Source organism: Arthrobacter sp. TJ-217, assembly GCF_058269255.1.
Genome location: NZ_JBZCNJ010000003.1, coordinates 246667 through 272664 on the forward strand (window position 1 = coordinate 246667; position 25998 = coordinate 272664).

At 68.6% G+C, this 25998-nt stretch carries 23 protein-coding genes and 1 tRNA gene; 11 read left to right on the forward strand and 13 right to left on the reverse strand.

Features of this window, described 5'->3' with window-relative positions:
- Positions 1-92: 92 nt before the first annotated feature.
- Positions 93-1250 (forward strand): glycosyltransferase family 9 protein, encoded by a 1158-nt coding sequence (locus AC4D2R_RS06985; protein WP_490938780.1) that lies wholly within the window; start codon positions 93-95, stop codon positions 1248-1250.
- Here the strand turns inward: AC4D2R_RS06985 and AC4D2R_RS06990 are convergent.
- The 7 genes from AC4D2R_RS06990 to AC4D2R_RS07020 form a co-directional block, all read right to left on the reverse strand.
- A complete protein-coding gene (locus AC4D2R_RS06990; protein ID WP_490938782.1) occupies positions 1216-1971 on the reverse strand; it encodes an SDR family oxidoreductase in 756 nt (251 codons plus the stop codon). The genes AC4D2R_RS06985 and AC4D2R_RS06990 overlap by 35 nt on opposite strands.
- Before the next feature lie 18 nt (positions 1972-1989).
- The gene (locus AC4D2R_RS06995; RefSeq protein WP_490938784.1) at positions 1990-3351 is read right to left on the reverse strand and encodes a PfkB family carbohydrate kinase; all 1362 of its coding nucleotides are present in this window, start codon (positions 3349-3351) and stop codon (positions 1990-1992) included.
- Entirely contained in the window at positions 3348-3914 is a 567-nt protein-coding gene (locus AC4D2R_RS07000) for a D-sedoheptulose-7-phosphate isomerase (RefSeq protein WP_490939074.1), read from the reverse strand. The genes AC4D2R_RS06995 and AC4D2R_RS07000 overlap by 4 nt, the downstream gene beginning before the upstream one ends.
- Before the next feature lie 95 nt (positions 3915-4009).
- Positions 4010-5338, reverse strand: coding sequence for a glycosyltransferase (locus AC4D2R_RS07005; protein ID WP_490938786.1), 1329 nt, complete (start codon positions 5336-5338; stop codon positions 4010-4012).
- On the reverse strand, positions 5335-6336 hold the full coding sequence (locus tag AC4D2R_RS07010; protein ID WP_490938788.1) for a glycosyltransferase: 1002 nt from the start codon (positions 6334-6336) through the stop codon (positions 5335-5337). The genes AC4D2R_RS07005 and AC4D2R_RS07010 overlap by 4 nt, the downstream gene beginning before the upstream one ends.
- Positions 6333-7442, reverse strand: a complete 1110-nt coding sequence (locus AC4D2R_RS07015) for a glycosyltransferase family 9 protein (RefSeq protein ID WP_490938790.1) — start codon at positions 7440-7442, stop codon at positions 6333-6335. Before AC4D2R_RS07015 ends, AC4D2R_RS07010 begins: the two co-directional genes overlap by 4 nt.
- Entirely contained in the window at positions 7439-7984 is a 546-nt protein-coding gene (locus tag AC4D2R_RS07020; protein ID WP_490938792.1) for a D-glycero-alpha-D-manno-heptose-1,7-bisphosphate 7-phosphatase, read from the reverse strand. Before AC4D2R_RS07020 ends, AC4D2R_RS07015 begins: the two co-directional genes overlap by 4 nt.
- A gap of 108 nt (positions 7985-8092) precedes the next feature.
- Between AC4D2R_RS07020 and AC4D2R_RS07025 the strand changes: the two genes are divergently transcribed.
- On the forward strand, positions 8093-9058 hold the full coding sequence (locus AC4D2R_RS07025) for a glycosyltransferase family 9 protein (RefSeq protein WP_490938794.1): 966 nt from the start codon (positions 8093-8095) through the stop codon (positions 9056-9058).
- Positions 9059-9067: 9 nt separating this feature from the next.
- On the opposite strand, the gene AC4D2R_RS07030 is transcribed toward AC4D2R_RS07025, so the two are convergent.
- Entirely contained in the window at positions 9068-9886 is an 819-nt protein-coding gene (locus tag AC4D2R_RS07030) for a sigma-70 family RNA polymerase sigma factor (RefSeq protein WP_490938796.1), read from the reverse strand.
- Between the two features lie 275 nt (positions 9887-10161).
- Positions 10162-10686 carry a MarR family winged helix-turn-helix transcriptional regulator gene (locus AC4D2R_RS07035; RefSeq protein WP_490899895.1) on the reverse strand — a complete coding sequence of 175 codons (525 nt, stop codon included), beginning with the start codon at positions 10684-10686 and terminating at the stop codon, positions 10162-10164.
- A 129-nt stretch (positions 10687-10815) separates the two neighbouring features.
- Between AC4D2R_RS07035 and bcp the strand changes: the two genes are divergently transcribed.
- The 8 genes from bcp (at position 10816) to AC4D2R_RS07075 (ending at position 20845) form a co-directional block, all read left to right on the forward strand.
- Entirely contained in the window at positions 10816-11286 is a 471-nt protein-coding gene (gene bcp / locus AC4D2R_RS07040; protein WP_490899894.1) for a thioredoxin-dependent thiol peroxidase, read from the forward strand.
- A gap of 45 nt (positions 11287-11331) precedes the next feature.
- Positions 11332-11413: transfer RNA gene (locus AC4D2R_RS07045), tRNA-Leu, on the forward strand.
- A 243-nt stretch (positions 11414-11656) separates the two neighbouring features.
- Complete coding sequence (locus tag AC4D2R_RS07050) at positions 11657-12358, forward strand: fasciclin domain-containing protein (protein ID WP_490938798.1); 702 nt, start codon at positions 11657-11659, stop codon at positions 12356-12358.
- A 200-nt stretch (positions 12359-12558) separates the two neighbouring features.
- Positions 12559-14280, forward strand: coding sequence for an ABC transporter substrate-binding protein (locus AC4D2R_RS07055; RefSeq protein WP_490938800.1), 1722 nt, complete (start codon positions 12559-12561; stop codon positions 14278-14280).
- Between the two features lie 63 nt (positions 14281-14343).
- Positions 14344-15840 carry a malate:quinone oxidoreductase gene (locus AC4D2R_RS07060; protein WP_490938802.1) on the forward strand — a complete coding sequence of 499 codons (1497 nt, stop codon included), beginning with the start codon at positions 14344-14346 and terminating at the stop codon, positions 15838-15840.
- A gap of 45 nt (positions 15841-15885) precedes the next feature.
- Positions 15886-19188, forward strand: a complete 3303-nt coding sequence (locus tag AC4D2R_RS07065) for an efflux RND transporter permease subunit (RefSeq protein WP_490938804.1) — start codon at positions 15886-15888, stop codon at positions 19186-19188.
- A 105-nt stretch (positions 19189-19293) separates the two neighbouring features.
- The gene (locus AC4D2R_RS07070) at positions 19294-20391 is read left to right on the forward strand and encodes an LLM class flavin-dependent oxidoreductase (RefSeq protein ID WP_490938806.1); all 1098 of its coding nucleotides are present in this window, start codon (positions 19294-19296) and stop codon (positions 20389-20391) included.
- Positions 20384-20845, forward strand: coding sequence for a MarR family winged helix-turn-helix transcriptional regulator (locus AC4D2R_RS07075; protein ID WP_490938808.1), 462 nt, complete (start codon positions 20384-20386; stop codon positions 20843-20845). Before AC4D2R_RS07070 ends, AC4D2R_RS07075 begins: the two co-directional genes overlap by 8 nt.
- On the opposite strand, the gene AC4D2R_RS07080 is transcribed toward AC4D2R_RS07075, so the two are convergent.
- A complete protein-coding gene (locus AC4D2R_RS07080; RefSeq protein ID WP_490938811.1) occupies positions 20842-21180 on the reverse strand; it encodes a YciI family protein in 339 nt (112 codons plus the stop codon). The two genes, AC4D2R_RS07075 and AC4D2R_RS07080, sit on opposite strands and share 4 nt — an antisense overlap.
- Positions 21181-21368: 188 nt before the next feature.
- On the opposite strand from AC4D2R_RS07080, the gene AC4D2R_RS07085 reads away from it, so the two are divergent.
- A complete protein-coding gene (locus AC4D2R_RS07085; RefSeq protein WP_490938813.1) occupies positions 21369-22289 on the forward strand; it encodes an oxidoreductase in 921 nt (306 codons plus the stop codon).
- Here AC4D2R_RS07085 and AC4D2R_RS07090 read toward each other — a convergent pair.
- The 3 genes from AC4D2R_RS07090 to nadB are packed head-to-tail and all read right to left on the reverse strand — an operon-like array spanning position 22277 to position 25934.
- Positions 22277-23428 (reverse strand): cysteine desulfurase family protein, encoded by a 1152-nt coding sequence (locus AC4D2R_RS07090; RefSeq protein ID WP_490938815.1) that lies wholly within the window; start codon positions 23426-23428, stop codon positions 22277-22279. The two genes, AC4D2R_RS07085 and AC4D2R_RS07090, sit on opposite strands and share 13 nt — an antisense overlap.
- On the reverse strand, positions 23425-24345 hold the full coding sequence (nadC, locus tag AC4D2R_RS07095) for a carboxylating nicotinate-nucleotide diphosphorylase (RefSeq protein WP_490938817.1): 921 nt from the start codon (positions 24343-24345) through the stop codon (positions 23425-23427). The genes AC4D2R_RS07090 and nadC overlap by 4 nt, the downstream gene beginning before the upstream one ends.
- Positions 24342-25934 (reverse strand): L-aspartate oxidase, encoded by a 1593-nt coding sequence (gene nadB / locus AC4D2R_RS07100; RefSeq protein ID WP_490938818.1) that lies wholly within the window; start codon positions 25932-25934, stop codon positions 24342-24344. Before nadB ends, nadC begins: the two co-directional genes overlap by 4 nt.
- Positions 25935-25998: the final 64 nt, after the last annotated feature.

A 25998-nucleotide genomic window follows, 5' to 3' on the forward strand; every position in this document is an offset into this window, starting at 1 on the left:
ATTTACACGGCTGGATTGGACCGGATTAAGAAATTGTGGCCCGGCCCGCCTGACCCTATGGTTTCCATCAGCGGCAAGAGGAGGAGAGGCGAATGGACCAGATGACGTCGGCGTCCTTTGGAGGGATGCGCGAGGAGGCACGGCTTGTGGGGCCAGTGCTGCCGGGTTTCGACAACGTTGAGCGCATCGCCGTGCTGCGGGGAGGCGGGCTCGGTGACGTGTTGTTCGCCCTGCCCGGGATCGACGCGCTGCAGGGGCGCTACCCGAACGCCGAAATCACCCTGCTCGGAACCCCGCTCCACCACGCGCTCTTCACGGGAAGGCCCGGGCCGATCTCCAGGGTCGAAATCCTGCCGGTTTCCCATGGCGTGCGTCCCGGACCCGCGGACCCGCCAGCGGTTGATGACTTCTTCGAGAGGATGAAGGCGGAGCAGTTCGACCTTGCGGTGCAGATGCATGGTGGAGGCCGCAACTCGAATCCGTTCCTGCTGCGCCTTGGGTCGCGCCACACCGTGGGAACCCGCACCGATGACGCTGCAGCGCTTGAACGGACCATCCCCTACGTGTACTACCAGCACGAGGTGTTCCGGGGCCTCGAGGTGGCCGGGCTTGCGGGAGCGGCGCCGCGCTCGCTCGAGCCCCGGCTGAGCGTGAGTCGGGAGGAACTGGCTGCAGCCGGCCGGTGGGTGGACGGCCATGCGCCGCTCGTAACGATCCACCCGGGGGCAACCGATCCGCGCAGGCGCTGGCCGGCGGCGTCCTTCGCGGAACTTGCTGCCCTCGTGGCTGCCGACGGAAGCCAGGTCCTGGTTGTCGGGGATGACAGCGACGTCGCGGCGGCCGAGGAGATCGTCCAGTTGAGCCTCGCGCAGGTGCCCGAGGGATCGATCCGTTCGGCTGCCGGATCCCTCCGGCTGGACGAGCTCGCTGCCGTGCTGAAGGCGAGCGCCGTGATGGTGGGAAATGACAGCGGCCCACGCCACCTCGCCCAGGCCGTCGGCACTCCGACCGTCGGCATCTACTGGATTGGCAACGTCATCAACGCGGGGGCGATGGGCCGGACCCTGCACCGGCTCCACTTCTCCTGGGTGACGAGCTGCCCTGAATGCGGACGGGACGTCACCCAGGTCGGCTGGACCGCTGAACGGTGCGAGCACGACGGCTCGTTCGTCGCGTCGGTCAAGCCCGATGCGGTCCACGCCGACGTGCGGGACCTTACGGCCACGAGCCTTCTTCTTCGTGGCAGATGAGCATCTGACGCACCTCGCATCCCCGCGGCTGCGAGAGCGCAAAGAGGACCGCCTCCGCCACCCGTTCCGGATCGTTGAGCCGGGAATCGTCCTGTGGCTTGTACTGCTCGTCGCGGTCATCAAAGAACCGGGTCTTCATCCCACCGGGGATGATCGTAGTCACACCGATCTCTCCCGCGGTTTCCGCGGCGAGCGCTGAGGAGAACCCCATGACGCCGAACTTCGAGGCGCAGTAAGCCGTTGCATCGCCCACCGCCCGGATTCCCAGGGTGGAGGCGATGGTGACCACCCGTCCGTGGCTGGGCTTGAGGTACTCAAGGGCGGCGCGCACTGTGGAGACGGTGCCCAGCAGGTTGACCCCGATCACCTTCTCCCACTGCTCGGCGGGGACGTCCTCGAGTTTGCCGCAGCGGTCGATTCCGGCTGCCGTGACGACGGCATCGAGGCCCCCGAGGGCTTCACCGGCCTGGCGGACGGCCGAGGTGACCGCGCCGCGGTCTGCCACATCCACCTCGAATGCCTTGGCCCCCTCGACCCGGCTGATGTCGAGGTCGAGGACGACCGGGGTGCCGCCCGCAGCAAGGACGGCCTGCACGACGGCCGCACCAAGTCCCGACCCGCCTCCCGTGACGAGCACCCTGCCGGGGTTGTACCGGGCCGCAGGTGTTGCGGCGTTAGCGGGCCGGGCGGCTGGGACTGCCTTGTCTGTTGTTTCCTCCATGCTGTGTTTCCTTTCGGTTCAGCCGACCTTCGCGAGCGCGGCCGCGAGCTTGGTGGTGGAGCGGGCCGGATAGTAGGGAACTGTGACGGTTCTTCCGCCCCAGGTGCTCATGAGCCGCGCCTCGGGAAGGTCCGCCGCTGCGTAATCGCCTCCCTTGACCCAGATGTCGGGCTGCAGGCGGGCAAGGGCTTCTTCGGGGGTTGATTCATCGAAGATGAAGACGGCATCGACGCATTCCAGCGCCAGCAGCAGTTCCGCCCGGTCCTCCTGCTGCATGATCGGCCGGGATTCCCCCTTGAGCCGGCGCACCGAGGCATCGGAGTTGAGGCAGACGATGAGGCAGTCACCGAGCCCGCGGGCGGCGGCCAGGGTGCGGGCATGCCCGGCGTGAAGCAGGTCGAAGCACCCGCCCGTGGCAACCACGGTGCCGCCGGCCTCGCGGGTGCGGCGGGCGGCGGTGAGCGCGTCGAGGCCGGAGACCCTCAACGGCTCCGGCGCCCTTCCGGCGAGGAGCGAACCGACACCGCCGGCGCCCAGGAAGCCCGCTGCCGCGGCGACTGCTGCCTGCGCGGCTACATCGATCCCCTGCCCCTGCGCGAGTGCCACCGCGAGCGCTGCGGCGAAGCGGTCCCCTGCCCCGCACGGGTCGGCCCCGGAGATCTTCGGGGCGGGAACCACCTGCGGCAGCGCATCACCGGCCGACACGAGTGCCCCCTGCTCCCCCATCGTTACGACAACGGCACTGGCCCGCCACCGCGTCCGCAACCGCTCCGCCGCCTCGGCCGCGGCGCCGGTGCGGTCGCCGGTGACCGGCTCGAAACGCAGCGCTTCGGCGAAGTTCGGCGTCACCGCGGTGGTGCCCGCGATGGGTTCCGCACCGGAAGGGTGGGGATCCCACACGATCGGCACCCTGCCCACCTGGCGCGAGAGTGCCGCCCGCAGGTCTTCGTTGTGAAGGAGTCCGCGCCCGTAATCGGCGACGACGATGGCCTCGGCGCGGTCGAGGGAGGCGGCCATCGCTTCGGTGCAGGCGGGAACCTTCACCTCGCCGCATCCCTCGTCGAACCGGACGACCGGGTGGTCGGCGGCGCGCACCCGGGTCTTCACTGGAGTCGGCACGCCCGAGTCACCCGAGGTCACCCGGATACCGGCGAGCTCGGCACGCAGCCTGGCAGCGGCGTCGTCGTTGGAGAGGACCGTGACCAGCTCGGTGTCGTGCCCGTCCATGTGGAGCATGCGCGCAACAAGCCCGGCGCCTCCCGGACGGCGCCGGACCGCGTCGATGTCGACGACAGGAACCGGCGCATCGGGCGAGAGGCGGCTGGCGTCACCGAATAGGTCGACGTCGAGAAGCACGTCCCCGACCACGAGAATCTTCACTGCGCACCTCCTCGGCAGCGGCGGACCTCCGAGTCGAAGGCCCTGCAGATGGCGTGGAGGGCGATCAGATGGCCCTCCTGGGCGTTGGCCGCCCGGGCCTCGATGGCTATTGCGTCGTCGGCACACGCGGCCAGCGGGTTCGGTGCCCCGCCGGTCAGCGCCCACGTGGTGATGCCCGCCTGCCGGGCCGCGTTGACGGCATTGAGCAGGTTGGGGCTTTTCCCGCTGGTGCTCAGAAGCACCAGAACGTCGCCGGGCCTGCCGTGCGCGCGTACCTGACGTGCGAAGAGCTGGTCGAACCCGTAATCGTTGGCGATGGCGGTCACGGCTGAGCTTTCGGCATGCAGCGAGATCGCCGAGAACGGTTCGCGCTCGCCGTCGAAGCGCCCAACGAGTTCCGCGGTGAGGTGCTGGGCCTCCGCGGCTGAACCTCCGTTCCCTGCCGCAAGGAGCCGGCTTCCCCCGAGGAGACGCTGAGCCAGTTCCACTCCCCACTGCGCGAGGTGCCCGGCTTCCGCGACAAGCGAATCGAGCGCCGGTACCACCGCCCAAAGGTGGTCCATCACCGCCTCCAGCGGCGCGGCCGACGCCGGATCTCCGATGGGCCCCTCCCACAGCGAGGTGGCGAGGGCTTCGGTCGGGCTCACCGAATCCGCACTCATAACGCCCGCCCTCCCGTACGCTCGAGGGACCGCGCCGGGGACCGGTCGGCCTCCGCCTGGCGGCGCCTCCGCCCTGCCGTCGAACCCGCGGCCTCGCCGGGCTGTTCCACCTCCCGCAGGGCGAGGTGGTATGCCCTTTCGGTTTCGGCAGCGACGCGGGCCCACGAGTAGCGTGCACTGACCCGCCGGTGACCGTTCCTTCCCAGCTCCAATGCCCATTCCGGCTCGGCGAGCAGCTCCATCACGGCGTCGGCAATGGCCGCCGGATCCTGAGCCGGAACGTGGAGCCCGGTGCGCCCGTCGACCACCGTGTCGACGAGGCCTCCGACCGCCGCAGCCACTATGGGGACGCCGCACGCCATGGCCTCGAGGGGAACGATTCCGAACGGCTCATACCAGGGCGCGCACACGACTGCGTCGGCGCTGCGCAGCACGGACGGCATCTCCTCGCGGCCCACCTGGCCGCGCAGGATCACCTGCTCCGAAATTCCAAGTTCCGCGGCAAGAGAGCGCAGGCGCTGAGCCTCGGGGTCTTCGTCGAGGCGCTCGGAGTTGCCCGCACCGCCCACCAGCACAAGCTCGATGTCGGTGATGCCGCTGTCTCCGAGGATCCGCAATGCCCGAATCACAAGGTCCATCCCCTTGCGCGGGACGAGGCGGCCGACCGACACGATGCGGTGCCGCCGGCCCCGGGCCTCACTTGGCCCCGCGGGGGTGAAGAGGTCAAGGTCCACGCCGCAAGGGGCGACCGAGACACGCCCGCCGGGGATGCCCAGTGCCCTGAGCTCGAAGACTTCGTCGCTGCAGGTCGCCACGATGCGGTCGGCGCTCTGCCCGATCCGGGTCTCGAGGCGGATGCGCTCGGCCGGGCTTGTGTCAACTGCCCCCTGGTGGCGGCGCTTCACCGCACCGAGCGCGTGGAAGGTCGAAACAACGGCAACCGGCCGTCCCGCCGTGCGGCTCCGGGCCGCCGCCTCGAGCGCGGCGATGCCCGACATCCAGAAGTGGCTGTGGACCACGGCCGGGGGCGCCGTTCCCCAGTCCTCGAGGATTCCCTCCGAAAGTTCGCCCATGAAGGGCAGCAGTTCGTCTTTCGGGACCGGCCGCGCCGGGCCGGCGTCGATGTGCACCACCTCAAGCCCCGGCCCCGTCCGCACCCGGGCAGGAAGTCCGGGGTCGTCGCGCCGTGTATAGACGGTGACGTCGTGGCCGCGCCGCGCAAGTGCCCGGGAAAGTTCGGCAACGTGGACATTCTGCCCACCGGCATCAACTCCCCCGAGCGCCGCCAGCGGACTCGCGTGTTCCGACACCATGGATATCTTCACTGCGCTCTCCTTTCGGTACCTGCCATGGCGCTGGTGCGCCCTGCCGTCCGGGCCAGGACCTCGTCCCAGTCCTTCAGGAAGCGCCCCAGGCCGTATCGCTCACGGGCGGCCGCCCTTGCCGCTCTTCCCCTGGAACGCGCTTCGTCCGGGTCCGCAAGCAGCCGGACGGCCATTGTGCGGAGATCCTCGATGTTGGTCGAGACGGCGCCGGCCTCGGGCGGAACCGCCCGGGCGGCTTCGGTTGTCCCGAGGGCCAGCACCGGCATGCCCAGGTGCATCGCCTCAAGCAGTGCCAGTCCCAGGGACGTCCACCGGAGCGGATGAAGATAGACCCGCGAACGCGCGAGCCGGGCGTGGAGGGTTGCGGTGGGAAGGTCGCCGCCGATCCGGAGCACGTCGGGGCCAAGACCGAGCACGCGCGGCAGGTCCGCCGTGCCCATCCCGAAGACCTCAAGGGGCGCGAGGTCGGCGAAGCGGGGCAGCAGATCGGTCCCGGTCACCCTTCCCCTGCGGACCGGTTCGTTGACCACCACCGCCAGCTGCTCGAGCTCTCCGGTATAGAGGGGGCCGGGGTCGACGATTCCGTGTTCGATCACCGTGGTCGGTGCGGCCCCGTTGTCCCAGAAGAGTTCATTGAAGTAGCTGACGTGGACAACCGGAATGTCGTCGCGTCGGCCCAGGGGGTGGCACGTGTTGGGGACGTTCCCCTTGGGGGTGTTGTGTTCAAGGAAAACGGCAGGCAGGTCCCGGCCCGGAGCGCGGCCCAGCAGGCGCTCGCACTCGGCGATCTCCTCGGTGCGCTGTAGCACCACGACGTCGACGTCGATCTCCGCCAGCTCCTCCGGCGCCGCTTCAATGACAGTCGCAGGCCAGTCGCGGCCGGCCCGGCCGAGACCCCACGGGCCCCGGTCCGGCGTCGTTGGCAGGATGTAGGTGTGGGGGCCGCGCACGAATGCGTCGGTCCAGCCGCCGTGGACATGCCAGAGGAGGATCCTCATTCCCGCTCCATTCCCCGCGCCCGTGGCGCGGTGCTTGTGGCCCGGCCCAGGCTGCGGCGGGAGACCAACGAGGAGACGCCCGCCGTCAGCCGCTGCACCGCCTCAACGACCTCGGCCGGAGCGACCTCCGAAAGACAGGGGTGGCCGGGGACCGGGCACGCCCTGGCCCGTGTGTGCGCACAGGGCGCACCCTGATTGCCGAGCAGTTCGACAGGCACCCGGTAGGGCGCCCAGCGGACCGCCGGGACGACCGGGGAGAAGAGGCTTACAACCGGCGTGCCGACGGCGGCAGCGAGATGGGCCGGACCGGTATTGCCGGTGATCACTGCCGATGCTCCCTTCACAATTGCGCCGAGTGTTGCGAGGTCCGTCCGGCCGCCCAGGTCGAGCGCCTCGGGCCCCGCGACGGTCGCCGTGAGGTCCGTTTCGCCTGGCCCGCCGGTGACCACCACCCGGTAGCCGGCGGCGGTGAGCAGCTCGACCGCTGCCGCGTGGTGAAGCGGCGGCCAGGCCCGTGAGGGCACCGCGGCTCCGGGATGCACAACAATGTAGAGGCCGTGCCCCACTTCGGCGGGGACCGCGGGAAGGCCGGTGACCTGGAGCCGTCCGTCGTCGCCGGGAGGTAGCCGATATCCGGCGGCGGCGGCGATCCCCAGGGCGCGTTCGGCTTCGGGCTGGTCCTCGGGGAAGTCCTCGCCCGGCTTCAGCCGGACGTCGAGCAGGGAACCCGCGTAGTCAACGGAGGCGGCAGTGATCCGGGAGATCCCGGCAAAGCGCAGCAGCAGTGCGAGCGGCAGTGGTGACTGGTGGAAGGACGTGAGGATGACCGCTTCATCGGCTCCGGATCCGGCGGCGTAGGCGGTAAGGGCCGCCGCGTGCCCGGGGGTGGCGCTCGGAGGAGGATCAACGATCCACGGCGCTTCCCAGGTGAACACGTCGGCCACACCGGGAAGCAGGCGTGCGGCCGGTGTCCCGTGTCTGCTGCACACCATCACCACTTCGGCGGAACGCCCTCCGGTGCCCGCGGCCACCGCCCGGACCGCCGGCCCGGCGAGCAGGACATCCCCGGCGCTGTCGAGCCGGGCCACAAGCACGCGCCGGCTCACTGCGCCCGCCAGAGAAGTTCGACCGCACCGGCCAGGGTGCCGGCAACCCGCGGCGCGGCACGGACCTCTTCGGGACGCGTGTGGACCGTCGGGACGAGGACCCCTACGGCTCCTGCGGCGTGGGCCGCGTCCACGTCCGCCCCGATGTCGCCGATCAGGGCGACCTCGGACGGATCGAGCCCCAGGCGGGCGCAGGCGCTGAGCACCATTCCGGGCTGCGGTTTCCGGCAGGCACAGGCATCCGATGCGTCGTGCGGGCAGACCTCCCACACCGCGAACGGCCCGAGGAGCTGTTCAACCCGCGCGTTGACGGCGTCGACCTGCTCCCGGTCGAGGAGGCCGCGCGCAATCCCCGACTGGTTGGTCACAACACCCACCGCGATCCCCTTGAGGCGCAGGGCGTCGAGTACGGCACGTGCCCCGCTCATCGAGCGGACCTTGTCGGGGTCGCCGTTGTAGGGCACGTCGACGACGATCGTCCCGTCCCGGTCAAAGAGGACCGCTTTCGGCGCGGTTCCTCCCTCGGCATCCGTGGTGGTCATACTGGCACTGTTCCCGAGAAGCACCGGTGCTAAACACCTCCGGGGGAACTTCTTCTTCTCTTCAGGTACTCCGGGACGCCGTCCGGGGGCCTCTGGCAAGATGTTGGAATGCTTCAAGACGCCGCCTTCCCGCACCGGCCCGCACCGCATGGCCGGCCGGAGCTGCTGGTCCTGCGCGCATTGAAGCTCGGTGACCTCCTCGTCGCCGTCCCCGCGCTGCGGGGGCTGCGCCGCGCGTTTCCCGACCACCACATCCGCTACGCGGCCCAGGCCTGGCTCACCCCGATCGTGGCCTTGACCGGGTGCGTGGACGAGCTGCTGCCGACCCATGGCCTCAACGAACCGCTCGCGGTCGCCCCGGGATCGGTCGACATCGCCGTCAACCTTCACGGAAACGGCAGGGAGAGCCGGAGCCGGATCGAGGAGATCCGGCCCGCCCGCCGGATCGGCCACAGGGCCCCCGGGTGGCATGGGCCGCGGTGGCGCCACGGCGTCCATGAACGCGCCAGGTGGGCCGGCCTCGTCTCGTGGCACGGGATCCCGGCCGACCCCCTGGACAACCGCCTCGAGGTTCCTGCTGCCCCGAGCCCCGCCCCCGGCGCCGTGGTCATCCATGTGGGAGCCGCGTACGGCAGCCGACTTTGGCCGGTTGAGAGGTTCGCCGCCGTGGCCCGCACACTGACCGGCGCCGGCCACCGCGTCCTGCTGACCGGAAGCACCACCGAGCGCCCGCGGGCCCTCGCGGTCGCGGCAGCGGCGGGACTGCCGGAGGGCTCGGTGGCGGCTGGTGAACTTCCTCTTGACCGCTTCGCCGCCCTGATCGCCTCGGCCGCCCTCGTCATCTCGGCAGACACCGGGGCTGCGCACCTCGCGTCCGCCTACGGGACGCCCTCCGTTGTCTTGTTCGGTCCTGCACCGGTCGAGGAATGGGGCCCGCCTCCGGGGCCCCACATCGTGCTGACCGACGAGTCGCTGCGGCTTGGCCACACCTTCTCCGCGGAACCTGACCCTGCCCTGTTGGCGGTGACGGTCGAGCAGGTGCTCGCGGCCTCCCACCGCCTCGGCGTGTCGTGAGGGCGCCGTTCAGGCGATGCGCGCATCGCTTTCCACTTCGCCCCGTGCCCGTGCGGCGGCCAAGGACGAAGCAGTGCCGGGCGCGGCTCCGAGGAGCTGCCGCTGCAGCAGGACGAGGATGCGTGCGAGCCTCCGGGAAACCTGCATCTGCGTCATGCCGAGATGCTCGCCGATCTGCTGCTGTGTCTCCTCCTTGAAATACCGCCGGTACAGCAGTTCCTTTTCTGCCGACGTCAGCGCGTTCACCGCGGCACGCAGGGAAAGGATTTCGTCGGTGCGTTCGATGCGGTCGTCATCGCTTTGCAGCGTGTCTCCCCAGCTGCGGCCCTCGAACGGCACATCGAGGGATTCCGGGCGCCGGCTGGTGCGGCAGGTGAGGGCTTCACTCACCGCCGATTCCTCGGCGCCCAGCTCGCGTGCGAGCTCGGCGGGGGTCGGCTCCCGTCCCAGCCGCTGAGCCATGGCCGGGGCGGCGCGGGCAAGTTCAGTGCCGAGGTCCTGGAGATGGCGCGGCGGGCGGATCACCCAGCAGCAGTCCCTGAGGTACCGCTTGATCTCACCCGTGATCGTGGGGACGGCGAACGAGGCGAACGGCACGCCCCGGCTCGGATTGAACCGCTGCACCGCCTTGATCAGGCCGAGGTAGGCAACCTGCCGGATATCGGCCGCGTCGGGCCCGAAGGAGGAGAAGGACCGCGCAACCGACTCGGCGATCCCAAGATGCCGCAGGGCGATGTCATCCTGCAGGGCGTTCCGAAGCGGTCTGTCGGAGCGAGGAGCGTGCTGGTTCGGCTGCGGAAGGTGGCCCGTGGCGCGGGGTTTCGACATGCTGATCTCCGGGTCGCTGGGATTCGCCTGACTTCCTCAAGGAACCATGAGCCCGGTGACCTCGCAACGACTTTTATGAAATCCCTACCCCAAAAAATCTTCTATTTTCTTTTCGAATGGAGTATGCGTTCTACCGCCCGCCACTGTGCGGTTCGGCGCCGTCCGAAGGGCCGCCCGGGAGCCGTGAGGCCCCGTCCGGCGGCGCGGAAAGGACCGAACCGGAGGCCGCCAGGGCACGCCGAAGGAACCCTTCCGGGTTCCTGAACGTGAGCGCCCTAGTTTGTGACCGAGGCCGCGGGCCCTGCGGATTCGGGGCCCGTGACGGCGTCCTCGGGAAGCACCGCAGCCACCGCAGGCGAAGCCGCAGCAGCGGCCCAGTTCCAGCGGGGAGCGCCAAGTTCCTTGATGACGCTCTGCAGGTGGGTGCGGAGCTCGTCGGAAACCAGACCGCCTCCGGCGACGAGGGTGCGCTCGATGTCGTCGGCGCGCTCAAGCACCTCGCGGCCGGCAGCGGTGATCGAAACGAGGTGGGAGCGCCGGTCAAGATCGTTGCGCACTCGGGCAACGTGGCCGCGCGCTTCAAGCCGCGAGAGGGTTTTGCCCATTGTCTGCGCCTGCACGCGGACAATCTGGGCGAGGTTCGCCTGGGTCATCGCGCCCTGGGATGCCAGGACACCCAAGGCGATGACTCCGGCGTGCGTGACCCCAATGTCCACCAACCGCTCGTTCCACGCGTGCTCAACAAGGCGAGCCGCCGTCGTCAGCAGTCGGCCGGTTGGCCATTGCTCCAGATCCGGCATGAAACAGTGCACTCCCTCTCGCTAAGCTGGTCAACGCGCCGGGATGGCGTGGACCCGTCCCCATATGATAACTAGGCGTACTGGTAGTTTTCAGTGAACCGATAGCGGACCCCAAATAAGAGGAACTTAATGACACAACGACTGTCGGCTGGAGATCATGCTCCCGACTTTACGCTCACTGACGCGTTTGGCAACTCGATGTCGCTCTCGGCAATGAAGGGGCAGAAGGTTGTCGTGTACTTTTACCCGGCGGCCGCAACCCCCGGGTGCACCACCCAGGCGTGCGACTTCCGTGACAACCTCGCCTCCCTCGCCGGAGCCGGATACAAGGTGGTCGGCATCTCCCCCGACTCGCCGGAGAAGCTGCGCGCGTTCGCGGACGAGGAGCAGCTCAACTTCCCGCTGCTCTCGGACGAAGACCACGCCGTTGCCGACGCGTGGGGCGCCTGGGGCGAGAAGAAGAACTACGGCAAGACATATGAGGGCCTCGTGCGGTCAACCGTTGTCGTTGACGAGTCGGGCGACGTGGCGCTGGCGCAATACAACGTCAAAGCCACCGGCCATGTGGCGAAGCTGCGGCGGGACCTTGGCCTCGACTGATTCGCGTACACTTGAGCCTGACGTTTTGCTTCGGCAGGCGTCGGCGCGCGAGTGGCGAAATTGGCAGACGCGCTGGATTTAGGTTCCAGTGTCTTCGGACGTGGGGGTTCAAGTCCCCCCTTGCGCACTTCCGACTCATCAAGCCAGGCACCCCGGTCTTAGGACCGGGGTGCTTTTGCGTGTGCGGCCGTTCCGGAATGCAGGTCGGTTGCGCCGCACCGCGTTCGTCGTCGTGATTTTTTTCTCCAGCCGACCCATCCCGAGATCCCCCGTGATCGAAGTACTTCCGAGACATCGACATGATGTGTTCCACACAGCGGCTAGCCCATCAGTGCACCCCAGCAGGTCTCGCGTATTAGGAGAAAAAGTCATGGAACTTACAAAGCGCAGGAATGTATCAGCACTCGGGATCGCAGCAATCGCGTTGCTCGGCCTGACGGCATGTGGCGGCGGCGAGGAAGCCTCCGGAGGCTCCGAAGCAGCACCCGCAGACGAGAGCATGAGCTCCGAAGCAGCACCGGAAGCCACAGATTCGATGTCCTCCGAGGCATCGGGCGAGGCAATGGATCCCGCAGCGAACCTCGTGGGACCCGGCTGCGCCGACTACGCCGCGGAGGTACCCGACGGAGCCGGATCGGTAGCCGGAATGGCACTGGACCCCGTTGCGACCGCGGCATCGAACAACCCGATCCTGACCCAGCTCACCGCGGCTGTCTCGGGGAAGCTGAACCCCGACGTCGACCTCGTTGACACGCTCAACGGCGGCGAGTTCACCGTCTTCGCACCGGTCGACGAGGCCTTCAAGGCGCTGCCCGCCGAGACCGTCGAGACCCTCAAGACCGACGAGAAGATGCTCTCCAGCATCCTGACGTACCACGTCGTTGAGGGCCGGATGCTTCCCGCCGACCTCGAAGGCACCACCCAGACCTCGGTCCAGGGCGGCGACGTGGAGATCACCGGTTCGGGCGACGACCTGATGGTCAACGGCGCCAAGGTGATCTGCGGCGGCGTGCAGACGGCCAACGCCACCGTTTACCTGATCGACGGAGTCCTTACCCCTCCGGCGAACTAAGTACCTCCCTGGTTCAACTCCTCTAACTTGCTCCAGGGAAACCCGGAACGGGCTCCCGCACTCTCGGTGCGGGAGCCCGTTCTGATGAAGCGGCACCCGCCCTTCCGCAAGGGGCCAGGAAAGGCCGGTTCAGGGAAATCGCCTAGACTAAACTCCCAATCATCTACACGGGCCGCTGGGTCCTTCTGGAGAATCTGGCTGTGAAGATTACCGCGGGGCGTGAGCTGACCCGCCGCGCCGCCCTGGCAATGACCGCGGCGGTGACGGCGCTGACCTTCACCGCCTGCACAGCTGCCCAGCCCTCCCCGACTCCGGCTCCCAGCGGCTCCGCATCGCCGACGGCGTCGGCGGCGTACGACACCACCTTCACCTTTGGGGCCGCGGCGGATCCCATCGGCCTGGATCCCGCGGTGGTGAACGACACCGAGTCGTACCGTGTCACGCAGCAGGTCCTCGAGGGCCTCGTCGGCGTGGACCCGGTAACCTCCGAACCCGCACCGCTCCTTGCGCGGTCCTGGGAGGAGCGCGACGACGGGCGGGCCTACGCCTTCGAACTGAGGAACGACGCCGTCTTCCACGACGGCGAACCCTTCGACGCGCAGGCAGTCTGCGCCAACTTCGACCGCTGGTACAACCTGCCCAAGGCGGCGAGGACCTATGCCTCGGGGCTTCCCTTCCAGACGGTGTTCAAGGCGTTCTCCGACACCCCGGAGAAGTCGTTGTACAAGTCGTGCCAGCCGCTCGGCCAGCATGAAGTCCTCATCCAGCTGACCAAGAGGATGACAGCGTTCATCCCTTCCCTCGCGCAGCCCGCCTTCGCGATGTCCTCCCCGAAAGCCCTTCAAGCCCTTGCCGCGGACGAGCCGACCGAGCCCCGCGGTTCAACCCGGGTGTCCCGGTACGCGCTTCAACCCGTGGGGACCGGCGCCTTCCGGTTCACCGGGTGGGAAGAGGGAAGGGTGGAACTCGATGCCTTCGGGAACTACTGGGGCGAACCGGGAGAAGTCGAGAAGGCCGTCTTCACCACCATCCCGCACGCCGATGCGCGCCTCCGCGCCCTGACGGCCGGGCGCATCGACGGCTACGACTTCGTGACCGTCGACAACGCCGCCCGCATCGCGCGGGAGGGGCTGCAGCTGCTGCAGCGTGATCCCTACTCCGTGCTCTACCTCGGCCTGAACCAGGACTTCCCCGGGGTCGACAACCTCAAGTTCCGCCAGGCGGTCGCCCATGCCATCGATAAGAAAAGCCTAGTCACCGGGCGGTTCCTCAACGGAACCAAACCCGCCCCCCACTTCCTGCCCTCCAAGCTCGGCATCGACGGCGACGCGGTCGACGCCTACCCGCCCGACCCGGCGAAGGCCAAGGAACTCCTCAAGGAGTCGGGGTACGACGGCGCTCCGCTGCCGTTCTACTATCCGGTGAAGATCTCCCGGCCCTACCTTCCCTCGCCCGAAAAGACCTACGCGGAGCTCAGCAGGCAGTTGACGGCCGCCGGGTTCAATATCAAGCCGATGCCTGTCGAATGGAACGACGGATACCTGGACCAGGCCCGGACCAGTAAGGACCGCGCCTTCCATCTGCTTGGCTGGAGCGGAAGCTACCAGGATGCCGACAACTTCGCCGGCGCCCTCTTCGGCGGCCCGAGCGAGGAATTCGCCTTCAGGGACCACCAGCTGTTCAGCAAGGTCGCGCGGGCGAGCACCCTTCCCAACGGCGAGGAGCGCAATGCCGCCTATCTCGACATCAGCAACCAGGTGGCCGCCCGTGTCCCCGCCGTCCCCCTTGCCTTTCCCATCTCGGGGCTCGCCATGTCCCCGCGCGTCGCGGCCTACCCGGTGAGCCCGGTGATGAACGAGGTCTTCAACCGCATCGATCTCGAAGACGTTCCGAGCCCCGAGAAACCCACTGCCGAAAACTGATTTAAATAAGCATCTCCTAGCCGATAGTCTTCTAAGGCTAGGATCACGCGACTGGAGACTACGTTGACTGCACACAGCCAGGCTGAATCATCCGCAACAACAACCGACGTCGTCCTGATCGGCGGCGGAATCATGAGCGCAACCCTCGGGGCGTTCTTCAAGCAGCTCCAGCCGGACTGGGACATCTCCCTGTTCGAGCGGCTGGACCGTGCGGGCATGGAGAGCTCCGACCCGTGGAACAACGCCGGCACCGGGCACTCGGCACTCTGCGAGCTGAACTACTCCCCCGCAGCCAAGGACGGTTCGGTGGACCCTGCCAAGGCAGTGGCGATCAACGAGCAGTTCCAGGTGTCCCGCCAGTTCTGGGCCCACATGGTCTCCAACGGCCACCTCGGCGATCCGCGCAACTTCATCAACCCCGTACCCCACATGAGCTTCGTGTGGGGCACCGCCAACGCGCAGTACCTCCGGCGCCGCTATGAGGCCCTGAGCTCCCAGCCGCTCTTCCGCACCATGGAGCACACGGAGGACCCCGCGACACTGGCCGAATGGACGCCCCTGATCATGAAGGGCCGCAACCCGAGCCAGCCGGTCGCCGCCTCCCGGGTGGTCGGTGGCACCGACGTCGACTTCGGGTCCCTGACACGCGGGCTCACGACCTACCTCGACGACAACGGCGTCGACCTCAACTACAACCACGACGTCCAGGACGTTTCCCGGGCCTCGAACGGCCGCTGGGAAGTCAAGGTCAAGAACCGCGGCACAGGGCAGTCCCGCACCATTTCCACGCGCTTCGTCTTCATCGGGGCGGGCGGTGGAGCGCTCCACCTGCTGCAGCGCAGCGGCATCCCCGAAGGCAAGGGCTTCGCGGGCTTCCCCGTCTCGGGGCAGTTCCTGCGGTGCACCGACGCCGGCGTCGTCAGCCAGCACAACGCGAAGGTCTACGGGCAGGCGTCGGTGGGAGCCCCGCCCATGTCGGTACCCCACCTCGACACCCGGTACGTCAAAGGCGAACGTTCCCTCCTGTTCGGCCCGTACGCCGGGTTCTCCACGAAGTTCCTGAAGCGGGGCTCGTTCCTCGACCTTCCCGGCTCGATCCGCCCGTCCAACCTGGTGCCGATGCTCGCCGTGGCCAAGGACAACGTTCCCCTGACGAAGTACCTGATTTCCGAGGTCCTCAAGAACCGCGAGGACAAGAGCGCGGCCCTCAACGAGTTCGTTCCTTCGGCCGACGGCGGCGCCTGGGAACTGATCACGGCCGGCCAGCGTGTACAGGTCATCAAGAAGGCCCCCAAGACGGGTGGAATTCTGCAGTTCGGAACCGAAGTCATCACCTCGGCCGACGGATCGGTGGGCGCCCTCCTCGGGGCCTCCCCCGGAGCGTCAACCGCCGCACCGATCATGGTGGAACTCCTCAAGCGCTGCTTCCCTGAACGGATCGCGCAGTGGGAGCCGAAGCTGAAGGAGATGCTTCCCGGATACGGCGTGAAGCTCAACGAGAATGAATCGCTTGCGGAGGAAGTTCAGTCGATGACGGACCAGGTCTTGAAACTTCAGTAACGCGCGGCTGCTCCACCCGGCACCGTCAGGACCGAAAGCAGGCCCATGTTCCGACTGGCGCAGCTCTCCCTGGGCAACCGGGCGCTGATCGCCCTCATCACGATCTTCGCCGCGGTGTTCGGGGTCATCACGATGGGTTCGCTCAAGCAGGAACTCATCCCCTCACTCGAGTTCCCGCGCATCACGGTCATCACGTCTCTGCCGGGGGCCTCCCCCGAGTACCTCGACAAGCAGGTCAGCAGCCCGCTCGAGAGTGCCCTCAGCGGCGTCGAGGGCCTTGAGTCGTCCTCGGCGGTCTCGCGCACCGGTGTCTCGACGGTGAACCTTGTCTTCGTCTACGGCACGAACCTCGACCGCGCCCGGGCGCAGGTCGACCGGGCCATCGCCACCGTGCGCCCGGTGCTGCCCGAGGACGTTGAGCCGCAGGCCCTGGCCGGAAGCATCAACGACCTGCCGATCGTGTTCATGGCCGTCTCCTCCGACCGCACGCTGAGCGAGCTGAACTCCGAGTTGGAGCGGCTGACCGTGCCGCGCCTGCAGAAGCTCGAGGATGTCCGCTCGGCCGCCATCACCGGAGGTTCAAACCAGCACATCTCGGTCATCCCGCGCGACGGTGAACTGGAAAAAGCCGGCCTTGGCGTTGCGGACATCGTCGACACCTTCGACAGCAACGGATCCCTCTTCCCCGTCGGAACCCTCGAGGAGGACGAACGGTCCCTGAATATCCAGGCAGGATCCCCCGTCGAGGCGCTCGAGGACATCCGCAGGCTGCCGGTCCTTCCCTCGGTCGACCCTGCTCCCGCCCAGGAGGGCCCCGACCCCGCCGCGGGTGAGGCCCCGCTTCCGGGCCTTCCCGGAGGAGCGCCCCAGCTTCCCGGAGCGGTGCCGGAGATCCCCGAGGCTCCCGCGGAGCCGCCGGCCCCGCCTGCTCCCGCCGGTCCTCCCGCGACGGTGGGCGAAGTGGCCGAGGTGAGCCTCACTGACGACGCCGCAACTTCGATCACCCGGACCAACGGCGTGGAGACCCTCGCGCTGACCGTCACGAAGGTGCCGGACGGAGACACGGTGCGGATCTCGCAGGCCGTCACCGAGCTCATCCCCAGCCTCGAAGCGGAGCTTGGGGACGGAGCGGAAATCACCGTGGTCTTCGACCAGGCTCCGTTCATCGAGCGCTCAATCAAGGACCTCACGACCGAGGGCCTGCTCGGCCTCGCCTTCGCCGTCCTGATCATCCTCGTGTTCCTGCTCTCGGTGAGGTCGACCCTGGTCACGGCCATCTCCATCCCGCTGTCGCTGCTGGTGACCTTCATTGGGCTGTATGCCTCGGGGTACTCGTTGAACATCCTGACGCTTGGCGCACTCACCATCGCCATTGGCCGGGTTGTCGACGACTCGATCGTCGTCATCGAGAACATCAAGCGGCACCTGGCGTACGGCGAGGAAAAGCGCTCGGCGATCCTCACCGCCGTGCGGGAGGTCGCCGGAGCAATCACCGCGTCGACGCTGACAACCGTGGCGGTCTTCGCGCCCATCGCCTTTGTCGGCGGCCTGGCCGGCGAACTGTTCAGGCCCTTCGCCATGACCACCGGCATTGCGCTTCTTGCCTCCCTGGCGGTCTCCCTGACGATCATCCCCGTGCTTGCCTACTGGTTCCTTCCCCAGTCCTCCGGCGGGCGGCGGGGTGCGGCGGCTCCTCCCGCCCCGGCCAGCGCGTCCCTCCTCGACGAGGCCCACCGGCGGGAGCGCCGCTCCTGGCTCCAGCGCGGCTACCTTCCCGTGCTCCGCGGCACGCAGCGCCACCCCGTGTGGACCCTCACCGCGGGCGTGGTCATCCTCGCCGCCACCGCGGCAATGGTCCCGCTGCTTCAGACCAACCTGCTGGGCAACACCGGCCAGAACAGTTTCAGTGTCACGCAGACCCTCGCGCCCGGGTCGAGCCTTGAAACGACGGCCGCGGCGGCCGCCCGCACCGAAGAGGTGCTGGCGGCCAATCCCGAAGTCCGCGACGTCCAGCTGACTGTTGGAAATGCCGAAAGCGCCTTCGCGGCGCAGTTCTCGGCGGGCGCCTCCGTCGCCAGTTTCACTGTGATCACGGAGGAGGATGCCGACCAGGAGGCCCTGCAGAACTCCATCCGCGCCCAGCTGGAAAAGCTCAAGGACGCGGGCAGCTTCTCGCTCTCAAGCCAGCAGGGAGGTTTTGGAACCTCAAGCACCATCGACATCAACATCACCGCCCCCGGCTCCGCGGACCTGCAGGCGGCCAGCGACGCCGTCGAGCGCCGTCTGGCGGGCCTCGACGGCGCTGGGGAGGTTACAAGCAACCTTTCCGCCGCCCAGCCGCAGATTCAGATCGCCGTGGACCGGGCAGCCGCAGTCGCCGCGGGCCTGACTGAAGGCCAGATCGCCGGGCTGCTGGGCGGCAGTATCAGTCCCATTCCCGCCGGATCGGTGCGCCTGGACGTGACCGACTACCCGGTGCTGGTGGGCGAGGGAACGAAGATCACGAGCCTTGACCAGCTGCGCGGGCTTACCATCCCGGCGGCGGCACGGGAGATTCCGATCACCGAAGTGGCCTCGGTCGAGGAGATCCAGGTTCCGCTCACCGTGACAAGCTCCAACGGTGAGCGCACCGCCCAGGTGTCGATCACGCCCGCCGGCGACGACCTTGGTGCGCTGACCGCCGAAGTGACCGAACGCCTTGAGTCGGTGCGGCTGCCGGCCGGGGCGACGGCGACAGTCGGCGGAGCCGCTGCCGAGCAGACCGAGTCCTTCGACCAGCTCTTCCTCGCGTTGTGGGCAGCGGTCGCCATCGTCTACGTCATCATGGTGGCCACCTTCAAGAGCCTGCTCCAGCCCCTGATCCTCCTTGTGTCGGTCCCGTTCGCCGCGACGGGCGCCGTGGCGCTGCTGGTGCTCACACGCATACCGCTCGGGCTGCCGTCCCTGATCGGCATGCTGATGCTTGTGGGAATCGTGGTGACGAACGCGATCGTCCTCATCGACCTCATCAACCAATACCGCCGCCCCCGGGACGGCGCGCCCGGGCTCAGCGTGGAGGAAGCCATCATCCAGGGAGCCCGGCAGCGGCTGCGTCCGATCCTGATGACCGCCCTTGCCACGATCTTCGCGCTGACCCCCATGGCGCTCGGGCTGACCGGCGAAGGCGGTTTCATCTCCCGCCCCCTCGCTGTCGTTGTGATCGGCGGCCTTGTCTCATCGACCGCCCTCACGCTCATCCTCGTTCCAGTCCTGTACCGGCTCGTGGAGGGGCGGCGGGAGCGCCGGGTCCTGCGGCGGTCGGCCCAGGCCAGGCAGGAGCCCGCCTTGGATCCGGCGGCAGTGCACTGAGGCCGCGGCCGGTCCGGGCGCGGGAGCCCGCGGGCCGCACAACGCGGTACAATAGATGCAAATGCATACACTTATCCGCAGCAAGCCAAGCCCCAAGGAGAACCCGTGCAGATCGGCATTTTCAGCGTTGGCGACGTGACGCCGGATCCGACAAACGGAACCGAGCCCACCGAGCACGAGCGCATCAAGGCGATGGCGGCCATCGCCAAGCATGCAGAAGAAGTTGGCCTCGACGTCTTCGCCACGGGCGAGCACCACAACCGCCCCTTCGTCCCGAGCTCCCCCACCACGCTGTTGGGGTATGTCGCGGCCCAGACCGAGCGCATCATTCTCTCGACCTCAACCACCCTGATCACCACGAACGATCCGGTGAAGATCGCCGAGGACTTCGCAACCCTGCAGCACCTCGCCGACGGCCGGGTCGACCTGATCCTCGGCCGCGGCAACACGGCGCCGGTCTACCCCTGGTTCGGCAAGAACCAGCACGACAGCGTCGAACTGACTGTTGAGAACTACCACCTGCTGCGCCAGCTGTGGGACAACGACGTCGTGAACTGGGAAGGCAAGTTCCGCACCCCGCTGCGCAACTTCACCTCGACCCCGCGCCCCCTCGACGGCGTCGCACCCTTCGTGTGGCACGGCTCGATCCGCACCCCGGAGGTCGCCGAGATCGCGGCATATTACGGCGACGGGTTCTTCGCGAACAACATCTTCTGGCCCAAGGAGCACTACCAGCAGCTCATCGGGCTCTACCGGGAGCGCTACGCCCACTACGGCCACGGCGCCGCCGACCAGGCGATCGTGGGCCTGGGCGGGCAGTTCTACATTTCCCGCAACTCCCAGGACGCCGTCCGCAAGTTCCGGCCCTACTTCGACAACGCGCCGGTGTACGGCCACGGGCCCTCCCTGGAGGAGTTCACATCGCAGACGCCGCTGACCGTGGGAAGCCCGCAGGAACTGATCGAGAAGACGCTCACCTTCCGCGAGTTCTTCGGCGACTACCAGCGCCAGCTGTTCCTGATTGACCACGCCGGCCTGCCGCTGAAGGCCGTCCTTGAGCAGCTCGACCTTTTCGGATCCGAGGTGCTTCCCACGCTGCGTGCCGAGTTCGCCAAGCGCACCCCGGCCCGCGTGCCGGGCCCGCCGACTTTCGAGAACCGGCGCGCTGCGGCTGCCGGACACGTGGCGGCGCACCATGGCTGAGCCGTCGGAGGTGCCCCCGATCCGCCTGACTGCCGAGGCCTGGGAGTCGCTGTTCCGTGCGCAGGTGGCGGTGATGCGGCAGATCCGCACGGATCCGGCGTTCCGGGAGCTTGGGATCAGCGAGTACGACGTGCTGTTCAACCTCAGCAGGTGCGAGTCGGGTTGGACCCGCCTCAATGAACTCAACGCGCGCCTGCTCATCAGCCAGCCCAGCCTGAGCCGCATGGTTGACCGCCTCGAGGCCAAGGGGCTGGTCAAGCGCCGGCCCGCCCAGACGGACCACCGGGGCGTCGAACTGGCCTTGACGGAGAAGGGGCGGGCGCAGCAGCGGAGCATTGGAACATCCCACGTTCGCAGGATCCACGAGACCCTTGGCCCGCTGCTCGACAGCGCCGAGCTTGAGCAGCTTCGTCAGCTCACCGACAAGATCTGCAAGGGGCTCGAGATCAACTAGCTCGCCGGGTCGTACCCGAACTCGCGGAGCTCCTGCGCGCAACGGCAGGCCACTGCGATCTTCCTCGCCCACTCGACCGCGTCCTCGCGCGTCGGCAGTTCCAGCACGGTGAACCCACCCCTGAGGTCGGAGCCCGGGTAGATCTCGGTGCTCACCGACCCGTCGGCGGAGACCAGCACGGGGTCGACCTCCTCCGCGATCCCACCGGCGAACAGGTAGACGCCGGCAGCCTTCGCCTCCTCGATCACAGCGCGGGCTTCGGCGGAGACGATGGGCAGGTCCTCGTCGGAGAGCACCATGGCTTCGCTCGGGAACGAGATGAGGTATTTGGTCATGACTCGATATTGCCCGTGGAGGGGCCGGACAGCAACGGTTGTGGATTGGTGAAGGCAGCCGGGCGCCGCAGGGACGGGAGACCTTACCGGGACTCTGTTCGTTAGGAGATGATGTAGATTCCGGGTACCACGTACCGGCTGGTCCGTGGTGCCCGGCAAGCAGCTGCCCCAACCGGAAGGCCCGCGAGATGCCCCCGTTCACCGCAGACGCGATCGGCGACCTCACCGGCCGCACAGCAATCATCACCGGAGCCAACAGCGGCATCGGCCTTCAGGTTGCAGCAGCCCTCGCACGGAAGGGGGCGTCCGTCGCACTCGCCTGCCGTGATGGCGGCCGGGGACGGGATGCCGAGAAGCGGGTGCGGGCGCTCAGCGGCAACAACAGCGTCGAACTGCGCCTGCTTGATCTTTCGCGGCTTGAGTCGATCCGCCGTTTCGCAGCCGAGTGGACCTCACCGCTTGACCTGCTCATTAACAATGCGGGAGTGATGGCCACTCCGCGGACCCTCACCGAGGACGGTTTCGAGCAGCAGCTGGGCGTCAACCACCTTGGACATTTCGCGCTCACCGGGCTGCTGCTCGACCGCCTTCGGGAAGCCGAGCGGCCCCGTGTGGTTTCGGTCTCGAGCCTTGCCCATAAGCGCGGGCGCATCAACTTCGACGACCTGCAGTCCGAACGGAAGTACCGCCGGTGGGCGGCCTACAACCAGAGCAAGCTGGCGAATCTTTACTTCACCGTTGAACTGGACAGGCGGTCACGTGCGGCAGGGTGGCCCCTGGCTGCGGTCGCCGCGCATCCCGGACTGGCCCGCACCAACCTCACGGCCGGGATGCAGCCGGCGCCCGTCCTCGACATGTTCGGCGCGTTCCTGAGCCTGTTGAGCCAGTCCGACGGCGCGGGCGCACTTCCGGTCCTTTACGCAGCCACAGCGGCGGACGTGGAGGGCGGGGACTATTACGGGCCGGACGGGCCCGGCGAAACACGGGGCAATGTCCGCCTCGTTGCGCCCTCGCCGCGGGTGCTCGACCGCGGCGTCGCCGAGCGGCTCTGGAACCGCAGCGTTGAACTGACCGGCGTCGATTATGCGCCGCTGCGTCAGCCGGCCTGAGCCCCAAGCGCCGAGACATTCCGAAAAGCCGCAACGACCGCCCGGGCGGCTGTTTCCAGCTCATCCGTCGTCGTGGGGGAGGTCCAGGACAGCCGCAGGGCGCTCTGGGCCGTCTCCGGATCGATGCCCATCGCCAGGAGGACAGCCGAGGGTTCATCCGAACCCGCGGCGCAGGCCGACCCGCTCGATGAGACGACGCCGAGCCGCTCGAGCTCAAGCAGCACCGCTTCTCCGCTCACGCCGGGGAAACAGAATGAGGCAAGGTTCGGCAGCCGCAGCCGTGGATGGCCGGTCAGGCGTGCGGAGGGAATGTTCGCGCGGATGTACGTGACCAGCGAATCCCGCACCATTACAGAGGTGTCGGCCGCTCCGGGCAGGTCTGCCTGGGCCAGCCGCAGGGCGGTGGCGAGACCGACGGCCCCCGCAACGTTCTCGGTGCCCGAGCGGCGCCCGCGTTCCTGGCCTCCACCGTGGAGCAGAGGCTCAAGGGGCACCCTGCCGCGCAGGTAGAGAACGCCCGAGCCCTTCGGGGCGCCGAGCTTATGGCCCGAGATGCTCAGGGCGTCAACCCCCAACTCCCGAACGCGCAGCGGGAGCCAGCCGGCGGCCTGCACGGCGTCGGTATGGAAGTACACGCCGGCATTCCGGCAGATTTCCGCCGCCTCGGCGATGGGCTGCACCGTCCCGACCTCGTTGTTCGCATACATGATCGTGCACAGCGTGGTTTCAGGTGTCAGCAGCTCCCGCAGTGCCTCGAGTGCCACAACGCCCTCCTGGTCCACCGGCAGCAGGTCGATGCGGAAGCCGTGGAACCGCCGCAGGTAGTCAAGCACCTGCTGCACCGAGGAGTGCTCCACCGCGCTTGCTAGGATGTGCCGGCCCCGGGGCGCCGCGAGCGCGATGCCCTTCAGCGCGAGGTTGTTCGACTCGGTGCCGCCGGAGGTGAAGATAATCTCGGAGCTCCGGCAGCCAAGGACGCCCGCGACGTTCTTCCGGGCCGCCTCAAGCGCCTGGGCGGCCGTCTCCCCGGGCACGTGGTGGCTTGAGGGATTTCCGAAGTGCGTTGTGAGCAGCGGCGCCATTGCCTCGAGCACCTCGTGCCGGACCGGCGCGGTGGCTGCGGCGTCGAGGTAGATCATCCGGCACCTCCCGGTGCGGCAGGCTCGAGGTCGAGGCCGAGGTCGAGGGCGCGCACGCTGTGGGTCAGGGCTCCAGAAGAGATGAGGTCGACGCCGGTGCGTGCGATGCCGGCGACGGTATCGAGGCGGACGTTTCCGCTCGCTTCAACCAGCGCGCGCCCGGCCACCTGCCGCACCCCCTCGGCGAGGTCGTGCAGCGAGAAGTTGTCGAGCAGGATCGTCTGCGCCCCCGCGGCAAGCACCGGTTCGATCTGGTCAAGCCGGTCAACCTCCACCTCGAAGTGGACAGTATGGGGAAGCCGCGCCCTGGCCGCCGCCAGCGCGCGGGTAAGCCCGGACGGCCCGTCCTGCGACAGCAGGGCGAGATGGTTGTCCTTCGCCATCACTGCATCCGAGAGGCTGAATCGGTGGTTGGATCCTCCGCCGCACCGCACGGCGTAGCGTTCAAGGTGCCGCAGCCCCGGCGTCGTCTTGCGGGTGTCAACGATGCGCGCCGCGGTGCCGTCCGCCGCCTCGACGAAGCGCCGGGTCATCGTTGCTATGCCGCTGAGGCGCTGTGCCAGGTTCAGGGCGGTCCGCTCCGCTGTGAGGATTCCCGCAGCGGGCCCGGAGACCCGTGCCAGGACGGCCCCGGCCGGAAATTCCGTGCCGTCGGCAACCTCGATTTCCACGCGGATCCGTGGATCGCTCAGCCGCATTGCCGCCTCGATGACCGCGGCACCGCAGAACACTCCGCCTTCGCGGGCACGGATAGTGCCGCGTGCCACGGCTCCCTCGGGCACAAGCACCTGGCAGGTGATGTCGCCCCAGGGTGTGTCCTCGGCGAGGGACGCCGCGACGACGCGGTCAACCTCCCCGGGCACCGGCGGGGCAATCCGCGCTGCGGTCGGCGGCAGTGAATTCGATGGTGCGGTCATGGCGTTCCTTCCGCAGCGCTGCGGAATCCGCGGCTGCTGGCGAGGGGGCTGGTGGTGGCCGGCGGAACCGGCTCCTGCGGGTAGTCCGCCCGGTAGTGGGCGCCGCGCGATTCCTCACGTACGGCGGCTGCGTGGACAAGCAGCCGGGCCGCGAGGAGGAGGTTTCCCGCTTCGCTGCCGGCCCCGGAGGCGCCGAACTGGGAGAGCTGCTTCTGGGCGAGCTCGAGTCCGCTCCGGTCACGGACCACGCCTGCGTGCTCGGACATGAGCCGCTGCAGCTGTACCCGGGCGTAGGGCTCGCCCGCGCCGGCGGGTGCGGGGTGCAGGGCGGTGGAGGCGAACGCCGGCCACGCGCCCGGGGGCGCTGCGAGCGCGGCCGCGGTGCGCGCCCCGAAGACAAGGGCCTCGAGCAGTGAGTTCGACGCGAGGCGGTTGGCCCCGTGCACCCCGGTACAGGCGGTTTCACCGACTGCGTAGAGCCTGGGGACGGACGTCCTCCCCCAGGTGTCGGTGCGCACCCCGCCCATCCAGTAGTGGGCGGCGGGTGCCACGGGCAGGGGTTCGCGCGCCCAGTCGAAGCCGCACCGCGCGGTCGCGGCGCTCAGCGAGGGGAACCGCCGCTCGAGGAAGCGCCGGCCGAGGCCGGTGGCATCGAGGTAGACCCGTTGTTCCCCGCGGCGCGCGAGGTGCAGGGCGATGCTCCGCGACACGACATCGCGCGGTGCCAGTTCAGCGGCCGGTGAGTAGTTTTGAAGGAAGCGGGAGCCCGAGGAGTCGAGCAGGACTGCGCCTTCACCCCGCACGGCCTCGGAAATCAGCGGGTGGCCGGGGACGTCGAGGGCCGTCGGATGGAATTGGAAGAATTCGAGGTCGGCAACCACCGCGCCGGCCCGCCATGCCAGGGCGACGCCGTCGGCCGTGGCCACCGGGGAGTTGGTGTTCGACGCGTAGAGCTGGCCGCCTCCGCCGGTGGCGAGCACGACGGTGTCCGCCTCCTCAACGTGCACCCCTGCCGTCCGGCGCACGGCCACCCCGGCAAGCCGCCCGGCATCGGTGAACTCCAGCGCCTCGACGAAGGCCTGCTCAAGCACGGTGATTGAGCCGTCCGCGCGGACGGCACGGATCAGGGTGGAGGCGAGCCCCGCCCCGGTGGCGTCGCCGCCGATGTGCAGGATCCGCGGTGCCGAATGGGCCGCCTCCCGCCCCACCGAGAGGACGCCGCCGGAGACGTCGAACGCGACGCCGAGTTCACGGAGTCGCCGGATCTCGGCGGGCGCACCTTCGCAGAGCAGGCGTACGGCGTCGCTGGAGCACAAGCCCGCGCCGGCCGCGAGGGTGTCGGCGGCGTGCGCGCCGACGGAATCCTCCGGCTGGATTCCGGTTTCGTGCTCCGGCAGCACAGCCGCGATGCCGCCCTGGGCATACCAGGTGTTGCTTTCGCGCAGCTCCGATTTGGCGATCAGCACCACCCGGGCGGCTGGCAGCTCGGCCCGTACCCGGAGTGCAGTGTAGAGCCCGGCGACTCCGCCGCCCACGATGACAACGCGCCGCGGAAGCCCCTCCCCGGAGCCGCGGGCCGCCGGGCTCATGCGCACAGGACCCGCAGTCACCGGCAGGCTGCCGTTCGGGCCGCCCAGGTCGGCGCGGCGGCGT